Source organism: Acidibrevibacterium fodinaquatile, assembly GCF_003352165.1.
Taxonomy (GTDB): domain Bacteria; phylum Pseudomonadota; class Alphaproteobacteria; order Acetobacterales; family Acetobacteraceae; genus Acidibrevibacterium; species Acidibrevibacterium fodinaquatile.
This window is the reverse complement of the sequence record NZ_CP029176.1, coordinates 3,109,558-3,127,222: the sequence shown is the minus strand read 5'-3', so window position 1 is coordinate 3,127,222 and position 17,665 is coordinate 3,109,558. Positions and strand designations below refer to the sequence as shown.

Annotated in this window: 17 protein-coding genes and 1 pseudogene; 13 read left to right on the top strand and 5 right to left on the bottom strand. The window is 63.2% G+C overall.

The window, feature by feature from the left end; translation table 11 throughout:
• Nucleotides 1–16: 16 nt before the first annotated feature.
• Nucleotides 17–544, bottom strand: a complete 528-nt coding sequence (locus tag DEF76_RS14890) for a flavin reductase family protein (RefSeq protein ID WP_114912980.1) — start codon at nucleotides 542–544, stop codon at nucleotides 17–19.
• 100 nt (nucleotides 545–644) lie between these two features.
• Between DEF76_RS14890 and DEF76_RS14885 the strand changes: the two genes are divergently transcribed.
• Both DEF76_RS14885 and DEF76_RS14880 read left to right on the top strand, forming a co-directional pair.
• Nucleotides 645–1,238 (top strand): MarR family winged helix-turn-helix transcriptional regulator, encoded by a 594-nt coding sequence (locus DEF76_RS14885; protein WP_114912979.1) that lies wholly within the window; start codon nucleotides 645–647, stop codon nucleotides 1,236–1,238.
• 42 nt (nucleotides 1,239–1,280) lie between these two features.
• Nucleotides 1,281–1,454 (top strand): annotated as a pseudogene (locus DEF76_RS14880) (transposase); the annotation flags it as partial.
• 54 nt (nucleotides 1,455–1,508) lie between these two features.
• Here the strand turns inward: DEF76_RS14880 and DEF76_RS14875 are convergent.
• Nucleotides 1,509–2,222 carry a GntR family transcriptional regulator gene (locus DEF76_RS14875; RefSeq protein WP_162800682.1) on the bottom strand — a complete coding sequence of 238 codons (714 nt, stop codon included), beginning with the start codon at nucleotides 2,220–2,222 and terminating at the stop codon, nucleotides 1,509–1,511.
• 27 nt (nucleotides 2,223–2,249) lie between these two features.
• Entirely contained in the window at nucleotides 2,250–2,936 is a 687-nt protein-coding gene (locus DEF76_RS14870; protein ID WP_240319019.1) for a DUF2848 domain-containing protein, read from the bottom strand.
• Nucleotides 2,937–3,152: 216 nt separating this feature from the next.
• On the opposite strand from DEF76_RS14870, the gene DEF76_RS14865 reads away from it, so the two are divergent.
• The 7 genes from DEF76_RS14865 to recD2 all read left to right on the top strand — a co-directional run bounded on the left by DEF76_RS14865 (nucleotide 3,153) and on the right by recD2 (nucleotide 10,718).
• Complete coding sequence (locus DEF76_RS14865) at nucleotides 3,153–4,448, top strand: ABC transporter substrate-binding protein (protein WP_205216023.1); 1,296 nt, start codon at nucleotides 3,153–3,155, stop codon at nucleotides 4,446–4,448.
• A gap of 59 nt (nucleotides 4,449–4,507) precedes the next feature.
• Nucleotides 4,508–5,407 (top strand): branched-chain amino acid ABC transporter permease, encoded by a 900-nt coding sequence (locus tag DEF76_RS14860; RefSeq protein ID WP_114912976.1) that lies wholly within the window; start codon nucleotides 4,508–4,510, stop codon nucleotides 5,405–5,407.
• A gap of 8 nt (nucleotides 5,408–5,415) precedes the next feature.
• Entirely contained in the window at nucleotides 5,416–6,342 is a 927-nt protein-coding gene (locus tag DEF76_RS14855; protein ID WP_114912975.1) for a branched-chain amino acid ABC transporter permease, read from the top strand.
• On the top strand, nucleotides 6,339–7,085 hold the full coding sequence (locus DEF76_RS14850; RefSeq protein WP_114912974.1) for an ABC transporter ATP-binding protein: 747 nt from the start codon (nucleotides 6,339–6,341) through the stop codon (nucleotides 7,083–7,085). Before DEF76_RS14855 ends, DEF76_RS14850 begins: the two co-directional genes overlap by 4 nt.
• On the top strand, nucleotides 7,085–7,738 hold the full coding sequence (locus DEF76_RS14845) for an ATP-binding cassette domain-containing protein (RefSeq protein ID WP_114912973.1): 654 nt from the start codon (nucleotides 7,085–7,087) through the stop codon (nucleotides 7,736–7,738). The genes DEF76_RS14850 and DEF76_RS14845 overlap by 1 nt, the downstream gene beginning before the upstream one ends.
• 95 nt (nucleotides 7,739–7,833) lie before the next feature.
• Complete coding sequence (locus DEF76_RS14840; RefSeq protein WP_114912972.1) at nucleotides 7,834–8,484, top strand: hypothetical protein; 651 nt, start codon at nucleotides 7,834–7,836, stop codon at nucleotides 8,482–8,484.
• Between the two features lie 29 nt (nucleotides 8,485–8,513).
• A complete protein-coding gene (recD2, locus tag DEF76_RS14835) occupies nucleotides 8,514–10,718 on the top strand; it encodes an SF1B family DNA helicase RecD2 (RefSeq protein ID WP_114912971.1) in 2,205 nt (734 codons plus the stop codon).
• Nucleotides 10,719–10,853: 135 nt separating this feature from the next.
• Here recD2 and DEF76_RS14830 read toward each other — a convergent pair whose 3' ends face one another.
• Both DEF76_RS14830 and DEF76_RS14825 read right to left on the bottom strand, forming a co-directional pair.
• Nucleotides 10,854–12,008: a hypothetical protein gene (locus tag DEF76_RS14830; RefSeq protein WP_162800681.1), complete on the bottom strand. Its 1,155-nt coding sequence runs from the start codon at nucleotides 12,006–12,008 to the stop codon at nucleotides 10,854–10,856.
• Between the two features lies 1 nt (nucleotide 12,009).
• On the bottom strand, nucleotides 12,010–13,278 hold the full coding sequence (locus tag DEF76_RS14825; RefSeq protein ID WP_114912969.1) for a hypothetical protein: 1,269 nt from the start codon (nucleotides 13,276–13,278) through the stop codon (nucleotides 12,010–12,012).
• A 478-nt stretch (nucleotides 13,279–13,756) separates the two neighbouring features.
• Here DEF76_RS14825 and DEF76_RS14820 point away from each other — a divergent pair, with 478 nt between their 5' ends.
• The 4 genes from DEF76_RS14820 to DEF76_RS14805 are packed head-to-tail and all read left to right on the top strand — an operon-like array spanning nucleotide 13,757 to nucleotide 17,665.
• Nucleotides 13,757–14,467: an ArdC-like ssDNA-binding domain-containing protein gene (locus tag DEF76_RS14820; protein WP_114912968.1), complete on the top strand. Its 711-nt coding sequence runs from the start codon at nucleotides 13,757–13,759 to the stop codon at nucleotides 14,465–14,467.
• On the top strand, nucleotides 14,464–15,738 hold the full coding sequence (locus tag DEF76_RS14815) for a tyrosine-type recombinase/integrase (RefSeq protein ID WP_240319017.1): 1,275 nt from the start codon (nucleotides 14,464–14,466) through the stop codon (nucleotides 15,736–15,738). Before DEF76_RS14820 ends, DEF76_RS14815 begins: the two co-directional genes overlap by 4 nt.
• Nucleotides 15,735–16,676 carry a tyrosine-type recombinase/integrase gene (locus DEF76_RS14810; RefSeq protein WP_114912922.1) on the top strand — a complete coding sequence of 314 codons (942 nt, stop codon included), beginning with the start codon at nucleotides 15,735–15,737 and terminating at the stop codon, nucleotides 16,674–16,676. Before DEF76_RS14815 ends, DEF76_RS14810 begins: the two co-directional genes overlap by 4 nt.
• Entirely contained in the window at nucleotides 16,673–17,665 is a 993-nt protein-coding gene (locus DEF76_RS14805; RefSeq protein WP_007425104.1) for a tyrosine-type recombinase/integrase, read from the top strand. Before DEF76_RS14810 ends, DEF76_RS14805 begins: the two co-directional genes overlap by 4 nt.

Here is a 17,665-nt window from a genome sequence, read left to right as displayed (position 1 = left end):
TCCTGGCACTCCTTGATCAGTAATGCATCGGCAGTGGCCATTCGGGCGCGCGGGTCTGGTCGGTCTGAAGGTCCTGATAGCGGCCACGGAAGAAAATCAACGGCGCCGGCTGATCGGGATGGGCGGCGAAGCGCACCACCCGGCCCACGAAGATTATATGGTCGCCCCCATCATGATGGGCGAACGGTTCGCATTCGAAATGCGCGAGTGCACCCGAGATCAGTGGCGCCTCAGCGTGGCCCACGGTGCTCGCCACGTCCTGCCACTTGTCCGACAGCGCCTTGGCGAACGCGTTAGCGATGTGCTCCTGATCGCGCCCGAGCACACTGACCGCGTAACCCCTGGCCTCAAGCATCGCGCCGAGGCTGTAGGCCCGGCGGTCGACGCTGAATAGGATCAGCGGCGGATCAAGCGAGACAGAGTTGAACGAACTCATCGTCATGCCGATGAAGGCCCCGTCCGGCCCCTTCGCGGTGATCACCGCCACTCCCGTCGCGAACTCGCCGAGCGTGCGCCGGAAGAGCTTTTCTATTGGTAGGTTCATTATGTCTCCTATATTCTTTTAATAGCTATCTATAAAAGTTAGTCAAGCAATCTCTGGTCGTGCTCTGGACAGAACTGCGAAATTCAAGGAAGGAAGCCAAATGCACGAGGACGATCTTCAGCCGCCGCCATCGCCGGAGCCGGACGAGAGTTCCGGTCCCGCACCCGCTACCTTGCCGCTGACGGTCTCTCGGCCGGAAATGCTGGTCGGAGGCAGCGACGCTACGTTCCGCGATCTGCTGCACGACTTTTTCGCCTTCGCGATGCGGATGGATAAGGCTCGTGCCTTGTTCGGCGAATTTATCGGACTGTCAGCGACGCAATACATGGCGCTGATCGCGCTTTCGCGGATGAATGATAAAGGTGGGATAGGAACCAACGGGCTGGCCAGGCACTTGCATCTGACGGGCGCCTTCATGACCAATGAGGTCAATAAGCTGGTCAAGGTGGGCTACGTCTGCAAACGTCCTCACCCCACCGACGGGCGCCGACTTGTACTTGAGCTGACGCAGCAGGGTCTCGACGCGCTCGATCGGCTGGCCGAATTCCAGCGACCGGTGAACGACGCCCTCTTCGCCTCGCTCAAAGTCAACGAATTCGCGGCGCTCGCGGACATCCTGCGCCGGCTCGCGCGCGATAGTGATAACGCGCTTACTTTTGCGGACTACATACTCGGTAATAGGATGCGGAAGTGACGTGCTGGTAGAACCCCAGACGCCAGAAAATGATGGGGAGTGAACCGCAAAGCGCCGCGCTCCTATGACAAAGACCTCTACAAAGCCCGCAGCCTGATCGAAATTTTCTTCTGCAAGCTCAAGCAGTTTCGAGCAATTGCCACTCGTTACGACAAAACCGCCCCGAATTTCCTCGCCGCCACCCACCTCGCGGCCGCCGTCATCTGGCTCAATTGATGACAGGCCCGAAGTTGAAATGCCCGACCCGGAGCGGCTGTGCGCCGTCGTCCCTCAGATCTGCTTTGACGCGTTGTCGAGGAAGGCGTCGATATGGCGGCGCATCGCAATCTCGGCGCTGTCGGGATCGTGGCGGCGCACGGCGTCGACGATCTCGGCGTGCTGCTCGCAGACGCGGATATGCTGCTCGTTCGCGCGGAGCGAGATGAACCATTGCCTCGCGGCGCGGTTGCGCAGCATGGCAAGAATTTCCGTCAGAACCGCGTTGCGGCTGTGCAGCGCCAGCAGCGCGTGGAATTCGCCGTCGAGCGTCATCAACCGGCCCAGATCGCGCGCCCGAGCCGCGCGCCACATCGCATCGAGATTCTGCTCGATCGCCCGGATGTCGGCGGCTTGTGCGCGTTCGGCGGCACAGCGGGCGGTGAGACTTTCGGTCAGGCGCCGCACCTCGATGATGTTGAGTATGTCATCGAGGCTTTCGGGCCGGATCATGATTCCCTTGCGCGACATCACTTCAATCAGTCCCTCGCCCGCAAGCCGGGCGATCGCCTGATGTATCGGGGTCCGGCCGAAGCCGAGCGTCTCGCTCAGGAGCGCTTCGCTCAGCACCTCGCCAGGGCGCAGCTCGCAGCAGATGATCCGCTGCTTGATCGCATCGTAGGCCTGATCGCGCAGGGGCGGCGGCCGCCGCGCCGGCCGGCGCCGGCCGGCGTGCTTCATGCGGCGCACGGCAGTGGCAGGCGTCTCGATGGCGGGGGTGTCGGTCATCGTTTCCATTCCGCAGCACCCGGCTGATCAGCCGGCAACGGGCAGCCCACGCACCGCATACGCGAGCCTGATCGTGCGGCCTAGTACCGGATCCTCCAAGGTGCTCTCGAAGCGCTCGGCGTAGCGGATGCCGCCGATGGCGGGCATGGTTCCTCCAAACATCGCCGTGCCATCCGCAAGCCCGGCGCCCTTCGAGTACTCCTCGATCAGCGCTTGGGGGGGCATGAGTCCGGCAACGCTTCCTTCCTGATAGAGATGGCGGGTGCCGTCAATGACCACATGGCTGCGCAGAATCAGGCTGTCCCAGTGGTCACGCACCTCGTCGAAGGGCCAGACGCGGCGAGCCACCGGCTTGTCGCACATCTGCTTTGACACCGCGACACCCACGGTCTCGAGCTTGCGATCGGTGTGGTCGGATCCAAGCCCGACGTAAAGGCGGCCACAAAACGCGAAGATCACCGTCTCGGCCTCGCCGCTACCGCTCGATCCGGCATCCTCCACCAGATCGTCGGTAGTGAGGCGCGCGGCGGAGATGCGGTAGAAGGTGGGCGTGGCGACAGGCCGCGCGACGCCAAGCGCTTCTAGCTCAGCGATATGATGTTCCATCGCCGCCTTGTCGCGTCCAGCCCAGCCGGCGATGACCAGCGTGGAGATCGTCACCCTCACGGTCTTGATGCCATTTCGGCTTTCGCATTCCAAGATCAGTTTGCTCACAATTCCCTCCTTCGCCTCGAGTGCTGGATGTTATTTATGCTAATACAATGAATTTAGCTCATTGAAATATAAAGATTATCGATCAACTAAAATATCATACGAATTTTATGTTGCACATTAGCGCGATCTGCGCAATCGTGAACTTCGTTGGGTAGAATGCCCCGATGCGGCTGGCTGAGCCGAACGGCAGACAGGTATTGGATCATGAGATCGAACTTGAAAAAGCGCATGCTGAGCGCGGCGACTGCTGCGGGTCTGGTACTCAGTGGCCTCCAAGCCGCGCGGGCCCAGGATAAGCCGCAATCGGTCGGCATGGGGATCTTCACTTTCACATCTGGTCCGGCGGCGGCCTACGGTATGCCGGCGCGCAACGCAGCCGAGCTGTGGATCGACCAGCTCAACGCCGCGGGCGGCATCGATGGAGTCAAGATTGACCCGAAATACATCGACGAGGCGCAGGGCACGAATAACATAATCGGCGACTATCGCCACCTCGCCGAGGATCCGAACAACCAGGTGATGATCGCCGCGCTGTCGAGCGGGAACTGCCTGGCGCTGCATCCGATTGCGAACCAGCTCAAGGTGCCAACGGTCGGCTGGAACTGCGACACGCATCAGCTCTTCGAGAAGGAGAGGGGCGGCTACTACTTCCGTCCGAACGGCAACACGATCCCCGAATTCACCGCCTTCGCCGTCTACCTGTTGTCGGTGGAGCCCGACATCAAGACCGTGGCGATCATCGACCCGGATTACGCCTTCGGCCATGACGGCGCGCAGATCTTCACCGCGGCGCTGAAGGCGCTAAAGCCCGATGTGCAGATTGTGGCCGAGCTTTATCCACGCCTCGGCGCCGCGTCCTACCAGACCGAGATCTCGCGTCTCGCGGTAGCCCATCCGGAGGTGATCTTCTCAAACCTCTGGGGCGGGGATCTGGAGAACTTCATCCGACAGGCGGAACCGCGCGGTTTGTTCAAGACCAGCAAGGTGGTGCTGGCGCTCGGGGAATCTGTACTGCAGACGACGCCGCTGCCCGATGGTGTGATCGTCGGTGTTCTGGGCGACGGCTACTGGATGTCGCCGCAGGCCGAATCCGATCCCGCAGCCAAGGCCTTCGTCAAGGCCTATCATCAGAGGTTCGGCCTTTATCCGGTCTTCCCGGCGATGAAGATGGCCAATGCGTTGGAATATGTGAAAGTCGCCTACCAAACAGCGATGAGGAAGAACGGCGGCAAGTGGCCCTCCCGTGAGGAACTCGACGCGGCGATGAATGACAGCACGGTCAAGACCTATACAGGCACCACAGTGACCCGGTCCGACAATGACGGTGTCGTCGACCAGATCGTCGGCCAGACGGTAAAATCGTCACAATACCCGTTCCCGGTGATGGGCGACATGGCGCGCTATTCCGGCGAGACGCTTATGCCGCCAGAAGGCCAGGATCCGATCAAGTGGCTTGGCGCGCTAACACCCTCGTTCGTGGCTGAGATGCCGAAGCCCGGCTCCTACAAGTAACACGGGCCGGAGGCCGCCCGGCTTGGCGCCACCCACATCCATCACGGAGACCTCCCGCCATGCTGCACGCTGTCATCCCGCTCGCGGTCGACAGCCTGGCGAGCGCCGCCCTGATCTTCTTCGTCGCGGTCGGCCTCACGCTCGTCTTCAGTGTGCTGCGCGTGCTGAACGTGGCGCATGGCAGCTTCTACTCGATCGGCGCCTATGTCGCGGCCAGCCTCGGGCTCTGGATCGTCAGCGCTGGGCTGCCAGGATATTTGGCCTTCCCCGCGCTCCTGCTGAGCGCGCTGATCGTCGCAGCACTTTTCGGCCCGCTGGTTGAACGCACGCTGATCCGCTGGACCTATGGCAAGTCCGAGGCGGTGCAGATTCTCGTCACTTTCGCGATTTTCCTTATCCTCGAGGATCTGCAGCGCATTCTCTTCGGGGTGCAGTCCTATTTCGCGGATACGCCAATGCAGCTTCTGGGAAGCGTCACCATTGGCGGGATCGTCTATCTTGGCTATCAGCTTCTGCTGATCGCGTTGGCGCTGGTCGTGGTAATCGCGCTGCGCGTCTTCGTGCGCCATACCCGCATTGGGCGGCTGATGGCCGCCGTCGTCGCCGACCGCGAGGTGTCCGAGGCGATGGGGATCGACACCCGCCGTATCTACATGTTCGCCTTCTCGCTCGGCGTGTTCCTCGCCGCGCTCGGGGGCGCGCTGGCGACGCCTACCTCAGGCGTCGCGCCGGGCTTGGGCGCCGACACGATGGTGTTGGCCTTCGCCGTCGCCGCGATCGGCGGGCTCGGCCAGATCGAGGGCGCGGTAGTCGCGGCGCTGGCCGTAGCGGTGGCGCGGGTGCTTGCCGTCTTCTGCTTTCCCGCTTTCGACGCAGTCGCCCCGTATGTCGTGATGTTGCTTGTCCTACTGGTGCGCCCGCATGGTCTGTTCGGGAAGCCCGTGGTCAAGAGGCTCTGAGAGAGACCATGGCGCGTATCCTCCTCGCCCTCGCCGCCCTTGTCACCGCGCTGGTGCCGCTAGTCTCGCCTTGGGGGGAGTTCGTGATGGCTGACGCCATGGCAAAGGGCTTCGCCGCGCTCGGTATCGCGCTTCTGCTGCGCGGCGGCCTGATCTCGATCGGGCACGCGATGTTCTTCGCCGCAGGCGCCTATGTGGTCGCGGTGCTGCAGAGCGCCTTTGGGATCGGCGACTTTTTCCTCCTGATTTCGCTCGCTACGCTGATCACGGCGTTCTTCGCGCTGGTCGTCGGCGCCTTCATGGTGCGCTACCGTGGCATCTTCTTCGCGATGTTGAACCTCGCCGTATCGATGGTCCTCTACACGCTGCTCGCTAAGCTCTACAACGTGACCGGCGGTACCGACGGGATGCAAGTGCCACCGCCGACCTTCCTGGGGATCGCCCTTGGCGCCTCGGGCACCGCGCTGGCGATCTACTACGCCACGCTGGTCCTCGTCGCGGTGGCGGGCGTCATGGTCCACCACTACCTTCAAAGCCCGCTCGGCCAGGCGCTAAATGCGGTCCACACCAATGAGGTGCGGCTCGAATATCTCGGCATCCCGGTTTGCGGCGTACTGCTCACGGCCTATACGATCTCGGGCGCGCTGGCGGGGCTAGGCGGCGCGCTGATGGGCATGACCGTGGGCCATATCGTTCCCAGCATGGCCTACTGGACGCAATCCGGCGACCTTGTGCTGATCGCGGTTCTGGGCGGGATCTCGGGTGTCGCGGGCCCCTTCGCCGGGTCGGTCTTCCTGCAGCTCGTCCACGCGGCGGCGGGGCTTTTCACCGATGCCTGGAACATGATCACCGGGATCGCGCTGCTGCTGGTGATCTTCTTCCTGCCAGGGGGATTGATCGGCCTGATCGCCGGACGGCGGGCGGTGGCGAAATGAGCGCGCCTCTTCTCGAAGCCCGCGACTTACATGTGGCCTTCCGGGGTGTGAAAGCGGCAGATGGGGTGGACCTGCATATCGACGAGCAGGAATTCCTCGCGATCATCGGGCCGAACGGCTCGGGCAAGACCACCTTCCTCAATCTCTGCACCGGCTATGTCCGACCCCAGCAAGGCAGCGTTCACCTCGATGGCGTCCCGATCACACGCCTGCCGCCGCGTGCCATCGCGCGCCGGGGCGTGGCGCGCGCCTTCCAGGTTCCGCAGCTCTTCACCAGCCACAGCGTACTCGAGAACCTCATGCTCGCCACTGCCGCGCGAGGCGGGATCTGGCAGGGCTGGCGCCCGCTCGATCGGCCCGAACACCACGAGGCGGCAAGGGAACTCCTCAATCTCTTCAACCTCGACGACATCGCCCATGCGCCGGTCGTGAGCCTATCGGAGGGGCGGCGCAAGCTCATCGACATCGCCGTCGCCATGGCGTTGCGCCCGCGTCTGCTGCTGCTCGACGAGCCCACCAGCGGGGTCAGCGCGATCGAACGGTTCGCGCTGATGGACGCGCTGATGTCGGCGATGCGTCAGCGCCGGATCAGTGCGCTATTTGTCGAACACGACATGGAGGTGGTCGAGAAATACGCCAACCGTGTCGTCGTGTGGAACGCCGGGCGCGTGCTGGTGGAGGGGCCGCCTGCTGTGGTGATGAGGGACCCACGCGTGATCGAGACGGTGATAGGAACGGCGTGATGCTGAGCGTTCGCAATCTCAAGGCCTCGATCGCCGGCACACCGGTGCTGCGCGACGTGTCGCTGCAGCTCGAGGCGGGGCGCACCGTGGTGCTGATCGGTCGCAACGGCGCAGGCAAAACCACGACGCTGCGCGCGGTGATGGGGCTTCAGCCCGTCGTCGGCGGTACGGTGGAGATTGACGGAGTATCGCTCCTGTCCCGGCCCGCTTTCGCGCGCGCGGCCCTCGGAGTGGGCTACGCGCCGGAAGACCGGCGTCTCATCACCGATTTTAGCGTCGAGGAAAATATCGAGCTGCCGATGCTCGCCCTGAAGCTCCCCACCGCCGAACGGCGCCGCCGTATAAGCGAGGTCTATGCGCTGCTGCCTGAAGTTCATGAGATGCGCCGCCGTTCGGGTGGCGGAGTGTCAGGCGGGCAGGGCAAGATGGTGGCGCTTGCAAGAGCCCTAACCGTTGCCCGCAAGGCATTGCTGCTCGACGAGCCGCTCCAAGGCCTCGCTCCAGCGCTGGCGCTGAACTATGCCCGCGTGCTAGGGCGGTTGCGGGAGGTACGACCGGAGTTGACCCTGCTGGTTACCGAATCAAGCCCTAACCTTCTGCGCGACATCGCCGACTGCACCGTCACAATTGAGCGCGGGGCGACAGACCGATGATAGAACCCGTCGTTCGATTGTCGCGCGCTTGCAGAAGGTGCATGGACGGAAATACGGGTTCTGGGGGTTGATCGCGCAGAAAGGATTTTGAGCCGATGGCCAAGCGCACGCCACCGCCAACCGCAAGCGATGATGAGGTGCGCGCCTTGCTCGCGCGCACTCACTGCCCGGTGCCGTTCCACGCCGTGCGCACGCGCTTCCTCGGCAACATCGCCTCGCCCGATATGCAAAGCTCGCCGATGGAGATGGTCAAGGCGCTGTGGGGCGGCGAATTGCCGACCTTCGAGTCCATCGACGACGTCAACGAACTCATCGGCGCGCTGGTGATGGGCCTGTGGAACCGGCTCACGCGCCATCAGGAACGCTCAGCGCCATTCCGGCTGACGCGCATGGAGGTTCCGGCCACGCGCGACGGGCTGGCGACTCTCGCCCGGCTGCGGCGCGAGGAACTGGAGGGCTTCGTCGAAGGGCTTTTCGGCAACAAGGAAAGCCTCGACCTGCCGGAACGGGCACACAAGGCGCTTGGCACCCTGGCGGAGATCCGCGCGATGCTGAAGGGGGCTCAGGTCTTGGCCGAGGACCTGACCAAGCCGGCCGCCTCTGATCAAATCGCCGTCACAATCGGACATTTCCGCGAACTGACCCGCATTGCCGAGCACGAGATCCACGAGGCCGTGCTCTCCTGCACCCGTGCGCGCAGGCAGATGCCGGCGGCATGGCCGGCGCGCCGCCCAACGCTGCACTGACCGCGCCGGGCTGACAGCGGCTTGCGTCCGTGACGGAATCCCAGGCCCCGTGGCCCGCTGGCGAAGTGCTCGCCGGCATCGTCGAGCGGGTGACGTTCCACAATGCCGAGAGCGGCTTCGCCGTGCTCAGGGTAAAGGCGCGCGGGCACCGCGACCTCGTCACCATTGTCGGCCACGCCGCCGCGATCAGTGCCGGGGAGTGGATTACCGCGACCGGCGAATGGGTCAACGACCGTACCCACGGCCAGCAATTCAAGGCGCGGTTCTTAAAAACCTCGGCGCCGACCACGGAAGAGGGGATCGAGCGCTACCTCGCCTCCGGCATGATCCGCGGCATCGGCCCGGTCTACGCAAAGAAGCTGGTGCGCGGCTTCGGCGAGCAGGTGTTCGACATCATCGAAGGCGCACCAGAGCGCCTGCGCGAGGTGGGTGGGATCGGCGCGGTGCGGGCACAGCGCATCGTCGCTGCCTGGGCCGAGCAGAAGGTGATCCGCGAGATCATGGTGTTTCTGCACAGCCACGGCGTCGGCACCGCGCGCGCCGTGCGCATCTTCAAGACCTATGGCGCCGACGCCATTCAGGTGATGAGCGAGAACCCATACCGGCTGGCGCGCGACATCAGAGGCATCGGCTTCAAGACGGCGGATGCGATTGCCGCAAAACTCGGCATCGAGAAGACGGCGATGATCCGCGTCCGCGCCGGCATCGGCTACGCGCTCTCCGAGGCGATGGACGAGGGCCACTGCGGTTTGCCGGTCGTGGAATTGATCCCGCTCGCGGAGCGCTTGCTGGAGGTTTCGGAGGCGTTGATCCGCACCGCCCTCGATCTGGAACTGGCCGACGGCGCGGTGATCGCCGACCGCGTCGGCGAGGCGGACTGCGTCTTCCTCGCCGGCCTTTATCACGCCGAGCGTGGCGTCGCCGAGCGGCTGCGCGCAATCGCCCACCAGCCGCTGCCCTGGCCCGCGATCGACGCGGAAAAAGCCATCCCCTGGGTGGAAAAGCGGATCGGCATGACGCTCGCCGAAAGCCAGCGCCAGGCGGTCGGCCTTGCCCTTGCCGCGAAGCTGCTGGTGATCACCGGCGGCCCGGGCGTCGGCAAGACGACGATCATGCGGGCGATCCTCGCCATCCTCGCCGCCAAGGGCATGCGCATCCTGCTCGCGGCCCCCACCGGGCGGGCGGCCAAAAGGATGAGCGAGGCGACCGGGTTCGAAGCCAAAACGATCCATCGCCTGCTGGAGGTCGACCCAAACACTGGCGGCTTCCGGCGCGGCCCCGATCACCCGTTGGCGTGCGACCTGCTGGTCATCGACGAGGCCTCCATGGTCGATGTGCCCCTGATGCACGCGCTGACCCGGGCGATCCCGCAGGCGGCGGCGCTCCTGGTGGTGGGTGACGTCGATCAGCTCCCCTCGGTCGGGCCGGGTCAGGTGCTGGCGGACCTGATCGGCTCCGGCGCGGTTGCGGTGGTGCGGCTCACTGAGATCTTCCGCCAGGCGGCCTCGAGTCGGATCATCATCAGCGCACACCGGATCAATCGCGGCGAGATGCCGGACCTCAGCCGCGCCGAGGCCGAGAGCGATTTCCACTTCGTTGCGGCCGAGGAGCCCGAGACGGCGGTTGCGCGCATTATCGATCTGGTGAAGACCCGCATTCCCCGCCGGTTCGGGCTCGATCCGGTGCGCGACATCCAGGTCCTCTGCCCGATGGCGCGCGGCGGGGTTGGCGCGCGCGCGCTGAATGTCGCGTTGCAAGCAGCGCTGAATGGCGAGGCGACGCCACGGGTGGAAAAATTCGGCTGGACCTTTGCCCCCGGCGACAAGGTCATGCAGATCGAGAACGACTATGACCGCGAGGTCTATAACGGCGATATCGGTTTTGTCACCGCGATCGACGCGGAGGAGGCCGAGATCACCGTGCGGTTCGACGGGCGAGACGTGGGCTACGGTCTCGGCGATCTGGATGCGCTGGTGCCGGCCTATGCGGCGACGATCCACAAGGCGCAGGGCTCGGAATATCCCGCCGTGGTGATCCCGGTCCTGACGCAGCATTACGCCATGCTGCAAAGGAACCTGCTCTATACCGGCATCACGCGGGGCAAGCGGTTGGTCGTGCTCGTCGGCAGCCGCAAGGCGGTGGCCATCGCGGTCCGCAATGTCTCCGGCCGGCGGCGGTGGTCGAAGCTGCGGGAATGGCTCGCTGCGTTGCCGGCTGGAGCGATCGCGTTGTGACACTATCGACCAGCCGGTTGACAGCGGCCGAAATGGGCCGAAAGCAGATGGGCAGGTTTGGGACTTGGACTCACGAAATCCGCCGTAGGGAGAGCGACGCTTGCCATACAAAGAGACGAACTCCGGCTACGCTTGCTACAGCAGTTTTGATTGAGGTTCCGCGGCGTCGCCCTCGGGTTGTCCGTTGGACTCGGCTTCAGACTCCCCGACAGGCGATTTTCTATCAGATGTCCGCGGTGGGCCGTCCGATTTCGCTGCTGAACTATTGCTGATCAGGGCTCCGCGTTTAACCTGTACGAAGTCCGCGAAGACGCCGAGAATCGACTTTGCCTCAACACTCAGAGTTTGGATTTGCGTGGCGTCGACTTGATGGGCGCGTTCCTCTAATTCCTTAGCAGCGGCGAACAGTGCGCTGGAATTGTGTTCCTTAACGAAATATTCGGCGATTATGTCCGCACGGACATTCTCGAACAGCTTCTCAAGGGCTTGCTTGGCTTGACGCGCAACCACTCGACCGTTCTCCATGCCTTCAGCGATTACGGACAAAACGGTTTCAATGCTTTTCTGAACCTTTGCGTCGCCCGCGTCGCCATAGGTAATGCCAGCCGCGATAGCGTGAAACCGGGAGGCGGTTTCTTCGTAGAGAAAATGCTCCAAGGCGCGATCAAGTGCGATACAGGCCAGAGATGCAACAAAATAGGCGCAGCGGAGCGCTTGCTCTTTATGCTGTGGCCGCGTCAGCGCCCGGTCCGCAAAAAAACGGAATGCTGCCATGGATTTGTTGAAAGCAGGGTAGCCTTGCAGACTAATTAGGGAGGATTTGGCATCGGCGATTCGCCGTATCCAGTCGCCATCCTGCTTATGATCTGGATATTTTCGGATATTGTCGTGAAACTGCTCGAGTGTAAGGCGCTCTGAAAGATCGAGTTTGTTCTGCAGCCTATCGAGAAACTGCTTGCTCAACAAACCGACCTTCTGCTGTTGGGCAAAGCGGGCGACCTTTTGGGTGCTGTCCGTTGTCGCCACGATCGCACGGTCGCAGCCCAATGCGAGTTGCATACCTCTGGCCCAAAGGATGCGTTCAAAGGCTTTTGGAGATCGTTTGTCCTTGACGTCGATAAGCGTGTGCGTGCGGATGCTCGCGGATTGTCGTCCGTAGAACCACCCGTCAATGTCCGTGACTTCTTCGCCTTCAAAGCGCAGCGAGACTGAGCGCAAGACGAAGAATCCTTGACGTGCGAAATATGCCCGTACCAGTTCTTCGAGGTCCGCGCCTTTGGGTACTGCCATGTCAGCCTCCACTCCGCAGGCGGTCAAGGGCTTCCGTCACGAAGCGGCGATCACCGACATTGTTCTTCTCGCGGACCTCCTTACGGACGGCGTGCGGTCCTTTAAACGCCGTTGCCGCCGAGCCGTCGAGAAGGATCGCTTCCTGAGCGGCGGCCCCGCCCCGCACGATCGTCAAAGCCAACTCACCGACATCCTTCTTCAACAATTTCATCGTGTAGCGGTCGCTGCGCCGCGCGGTGACCTGGACCACCTGGCGCGCTTCGAGTTCGCGATAATCCTCGCCGATTGCCCGCACCCCGTTTTTGCCGATCTCGCGCCCGGCGATCAGGGCGCGCAGCAAGGCGTCTGGCATGGTGATGTTGCCGCGAACATAGTTACTGCGGGTTTGACCATATGTAAGCGAGGCCAGCAGCGCTTTGGCGTCATCGATGGGATCGTCCTCGAACGGGCGACCATATTTCTGGAAGTCGTTCGGTGAGGCGATATAGCCGACGGCTTCGGTGCTGTTGCTAACTTCCATTCGATCGAAAAATCCGACGCTGATGAGTCGCCGATAGAGTTCCGCGCCCAGCATCTTCTTCACATCAGCATCGTAAAGCGCACCATTGCGCCGCATTTTGTCCTGCACTTCTGTCAGGCGGCGCTTTTCATCCGTCGTCAGTGCCTCCAATACAAGCAGGGTTTTCTTGGCGTATTGGCCATCGCGAAACGTGTTCGAGTTAAAAAGGATCGTACGGTCTCGGTCGGTTTCCTCATCGATGATGGCAGTGCTTTTGCAAAGGTCGATCAGAGAGGTAGCCTTAGCTGTCGGAATCTTATAAAGGTCGCTGATAAATGTCGTCGCCTCCTGGCGTCCCAAGGGCTTTTCGGCGACCTTCTCCGACAATTCGAGAACGGCCTCCTCGTCATCCGACGGGTCGGCCTCATCGAAAATGTCGCTGGTCGTCTCCAACACCGCGGTCGTCGTCGCGCCTAGAACGCTGACAGCGCCATTTTTGGCGATGTCGATGCGGCCGGCGTTTTTCAACGCGGTCAGTCCCAGATCGCGCGTTGGTTTATCTATGCCATTGAGTTGGCAGGCGCGTTTGACGGTTTCGCTCGAGATGGAGGGATTGGGATCGCCTTCTATGTTACGGCGCAGGAGATTATAGAGGCGTCCAATGCGTCCCGCGTAAGAGATATTCTCAAGGCTGGCGGCACCCGCGCCGGTTACAGCATCGAGGTTTTTCGACTGGGTGAGAAGCCATGCCCCCTTTGTCTTCTTGTCCACCGTTTGTTCCTCGCGGGCAACCGATTGGCGATACGTCGCGGTTCATTCAACGTCATGCTACCGAGCATATCCTCTCGCCACGAGGTATTACAACCGCTTATAGCTCTGGTGCGATAATCAAGGCGTCATTGATGAGCGATCGTAGCGTTCCATGATTGCCGAGTCTGACAAGGAAGTATCTGCTGTGATCGGCTGCCGCAGGCCGACGTCCGCTAACGCGGAACCGACCGTCGGTGGGGGTATCCAAAACGGGTGCGAAGCGTCCACCGGACCAGGAATGGCCAAAATCGCCGACGGACTAGCTTTGGCCGCTGCCGATCTGCAGGTCGACGGCCCGCTTCCGTTCGAGGATTGTTGCATGAATTGGGGAGCTGCGGCTAAGACACAGCGAGTTCAGAGAGCGAAAGTTCGGCCCGGTCGGCCGTGACGGGTAGAGTACCGCGAGAGAGGCTCGCAGCGCCCGTCGTGGAGATCCGCGATGTCACGTTCGTCCGTTCGCGCTCGCACCGGTCAGGACCGGGCGAGCCTCTATGCCGAAATCACCGACAAGATCATCGCCGAGCTGGAGGCCGGGCGCCTGCCCTGGGTCCAGCCCAGGGGCGCCTCGGGCACCGGGGCAGCCGTCGGAATGCCGAAGAACGCCGCCACCGGCCGGCGCTATTCGGGGATCAACGTGCTGATCCTCTGGGGCGCAGTCATCGAGCGTGGCTATTCCGGCCAGGCCTGGCTCACCTTCCGCCAAGCGCTCACGCTCGGCGGCAACGTCCGCAAGGGCGAGCGCGGCACCACGGTGGTCTATGCCGACCGCTTCATCCCCGAGGCCGAGCGCGAGCGCGCCGACCGCGACGGCGACGCGCCGAGCGCCATCCCGTTCCTCAAGCGCTTCACCGTGTTCAACACCGATCAGTGCGAGGGACTACCCGACACGATCGCATCAACGGCACCGCCGGTTCCCGAGGGCATGATCCTGCCCCAGGCCGAGGCGCTGATCCGGGCCAGTGGCGCCGACATCAGGATCGGCGGTGACCGCGCGTTCTATTCAGTCATCGGCGACTTCATCCAGGTGCCACCGCCGCAAGCCTATTTCGAGCCGGTGAACTGGCATCGCACGGCTCTCCATGAGCTCGGCCATAATGCCGTAATCCGGATTATGCCGCGCGCCGTCGAGAAGGCACGGCTGGCAGCATGATCGTGCTGCGTCCATTCGGCATAATCTTCGTCGCTCCGACAACATGGAGCACGAAGATCATGTCTGAAAATCTGGAAACCTGCGTCGATCCGTACCTGGCCTCGTTCGGTGAAAGCTTCGCCGTGGCCAATTACAAAGCGGCCACCATCAAGAGTTACCGGTCGATCATCAGGAAGCTCGGGCAAGTGATGGACGCGGAAGGGATCGAGCCTTCCGCTTTGACGCTCAATCAGGCCGAACGACTGGGACGGATGGTGCCGCGAAAGCATGGCCAGACCGTCTGCCCGCATAATCTTGCGCGCCGGTTCGCCGGGCATCTGATCGATATCGGCGTGGCGCAGCCGGTGCCGCTGACCGAAGCGCGGATCGCGCGTGCCGCATTGTTGGCTAACTTCGAGACCTATCTCGTTAAGCAACGGGGCCTCAGCCAGCGTACGATCTACCACACGCTGCGCTTCGCCGACCGGTTCCTTAACCACCGCTTCGGCGAGACGATGGTCGATCCGGGCCGCTTGCGTCCCGCCGATGCAATCGGCTTCATCGAGCATGTGCTGGCGGGCGCACGTCGCGACAAGACGATTGCGACCCATGTTCGCATCTTCCTTCAGTATCTGTTCGGACGCGGGGCTACGGCGACCAATCTGGCGCTGAGCGTGCCGAAGACGGCCAAGCGTTGGGGCGCGAGACTGCCGCGCCACCTGTCGCCCGATGGCGTCGAGGCCGTGCTCGCGTCTGTCCGCGACAATCAACGGCACGGTGCGCGGGACTATGCGATGCTGCTGCTCATGGCCCGGCTCGGCCTGCGCGCGGCCGAGGTCATCGCGATCCAGCTCGACGATATCGACTGGCGTGCGGGCGAACTGCTGGTGCGCGGCAAGGGCAAGCTGCACGACCGCCTGCCGATCACCGTGGAGGTCGGCGACGCGTTGAGCCGCTATCTTCGTGAGGAACGAGGGCCGGCGACCTGCCGCACGATGTTCGTCACCCATCGCGCGCCGCATCGACCGTTCAAGGACGGGCAGATCGTCAACGCCATCCTCAAGGATGCCTTGAAGGCGACCGGCCAGAAGCCGGTGACGCCTTATGTGGGATCGCACCTGCTGCGTCATAGCCTTGCGACCCGGCTGGTGAACACGGGCGCATCGCTCGACGAGGTCGGCGATGTGTTGCGGCACCGCTCGCGTTCGTCGACGATGATATATGCGCGGCTCGACATCGACGGGCTGCGGTCGATCGCCCAGCCCTGGCCGGCGGCGGGAGGCGCGCAATGAGCCTCACCATCCAGCTCGACCGCTATCTGAACGTCCGGCGCAGCCTCGGCTACGATCTTGGTACCTCTGAGCGCATCCTTCGTCGCCTCACCCGGTTCGCCGATCGCGAAGGCGCCGCTTACATCGATACGGCGCTGTTCCTTCGCTGGCACGCCACGTTGGCTGAGGCCTGCACCTCGACCCGAGCGGCAAGGCTCAGCGTCGTGCGCCTGTTCGCGCAATGGCTGAGCAGCTTCGATCCGGCGCATGAAGTGCCGCCGCGAGGCCTGCTGCCGGGTTCCGTCCAGCGGTCGCGTCCGCATATCTACAGCGAGACCGAGATCGGATCGATCATCGTGGCGGCGAAGGAGTTGCCATCCATCTACGGTCTGCGTGGGCTGACCTGCTCGACGCTGTTCGGGCTTATCGCAGTCACCGGGCTCAGGATCAGCGAGGCACTGGCCCTCGATCGTGACGACCTCGACGCCGAGCATGGCGTGCTGCGCGTCAGACAAGGTAAGCTCGGCAAAGAGCGGTTGCTGCCGCTCGACCCGAGCGTCGTCACGCAGCTGATCGACTATCTTGCCGAACGCGATCGGCTGATCGGCCATCCGGCCAAGCCGCTGTTCGTCACCGACAAGGCCACACGCCTTACCGACTGTGCTGCCCGATACAACTTCGCGCGGGCCTGCCAGCAGATCGGACTCCGGACCCATCAGCCATACTGCAAGCATGGCCGGGGACCGCGCATCCACGATCTTCGCCACAGCTTCGCGGTGAAGACGATGATCGACTGGTACCGCACCGGCAAAGACCCGGCGCGCGAGATGATCCGGTTGACGACCTATCTGGGCCATAGCGATCCCTCCAACACATACTGGTATCTGGAAGCGGTTCCGGAGCTGCTCGATCTGGCGATGGCGCGAGCGACCGCCGATGGCCGGGAGGCAGTCCAATGAGCGCCGCCGCCTTGCCCGCGCTGATCCAGCGCTTCTTCACAGATCGACTGTGCGTCCAGATGGAAGCGAGCCGACATACGGTCGCGGGCTATCGCGACACGTTCCGGCTGCTGTTGCGGTATGCGAGTGCTCGACACGGCAAGCCGCCGGTCAAGCTGACGATCGAAGACATCGACGCTGATCTGATCGCCGACTTCCTCGTCCACACCGAGACGGCGCGGGGCAACAGCGCGCGCAGCCGCAACACCCGGCTCGCCGCAATCCGATCGTTCTTCCGCTACGTCGCGATGAGCGATCCGACCTGGCTGCTGCAATGCCAACGCATCCTCGCCATGCCGAACAAGCGCTATGTGAAGCGGACGGTGACGTTCCTCGATAGCGACGAGATCGCGGCGTTGCTGGCAGCGCCGGACCGCACGACATGGGCGGGACGGCGGGACCACGCGCTGCTGCTGCTCGCGGTGCAGACCGGTCTCCGGGCTTCCGAACTGGTCGGCCTTCAGTGCGGCGACGTTGTGCTCGAGAGCGGTGCGCACATCCGCTGCATGGGCAAGGGTCGGAAGGAACGCGCCACACCGCTTCGGCGCGAGACGGTCAAACTTCTGGCGGCGTGGATCGGCGACGACAAGAACAAGAGCAAACCGCTGTTCCCGTCGATCCGGGGCGAACGGCTCAGCCGCGATGCCCTTGAACATCTGGTCCGCAAGCATTGTCTGACGGCATCGCTCACGTGCCCGAGCATCGGCTCCAAGCGGGTCACGCCGCATACGCTTCGCCACAGCACTGCGATGGACCTGCTCCACCACGGCGTCGATCCAGCGGTGATCGCGCTCTGGCTTGGTCACGAGAACGTCGAGACCACCCAGATCTATATCCACGCAGACATGCGGCTGAAGGAAAAAGCGCTCGCTCGCGTCGCCGCCCCAGACACCCCGTCGAGCCGGTTCCGGCCCGACGACCAACTCCTCGCGTTCCTGGAAGGGCTCTGA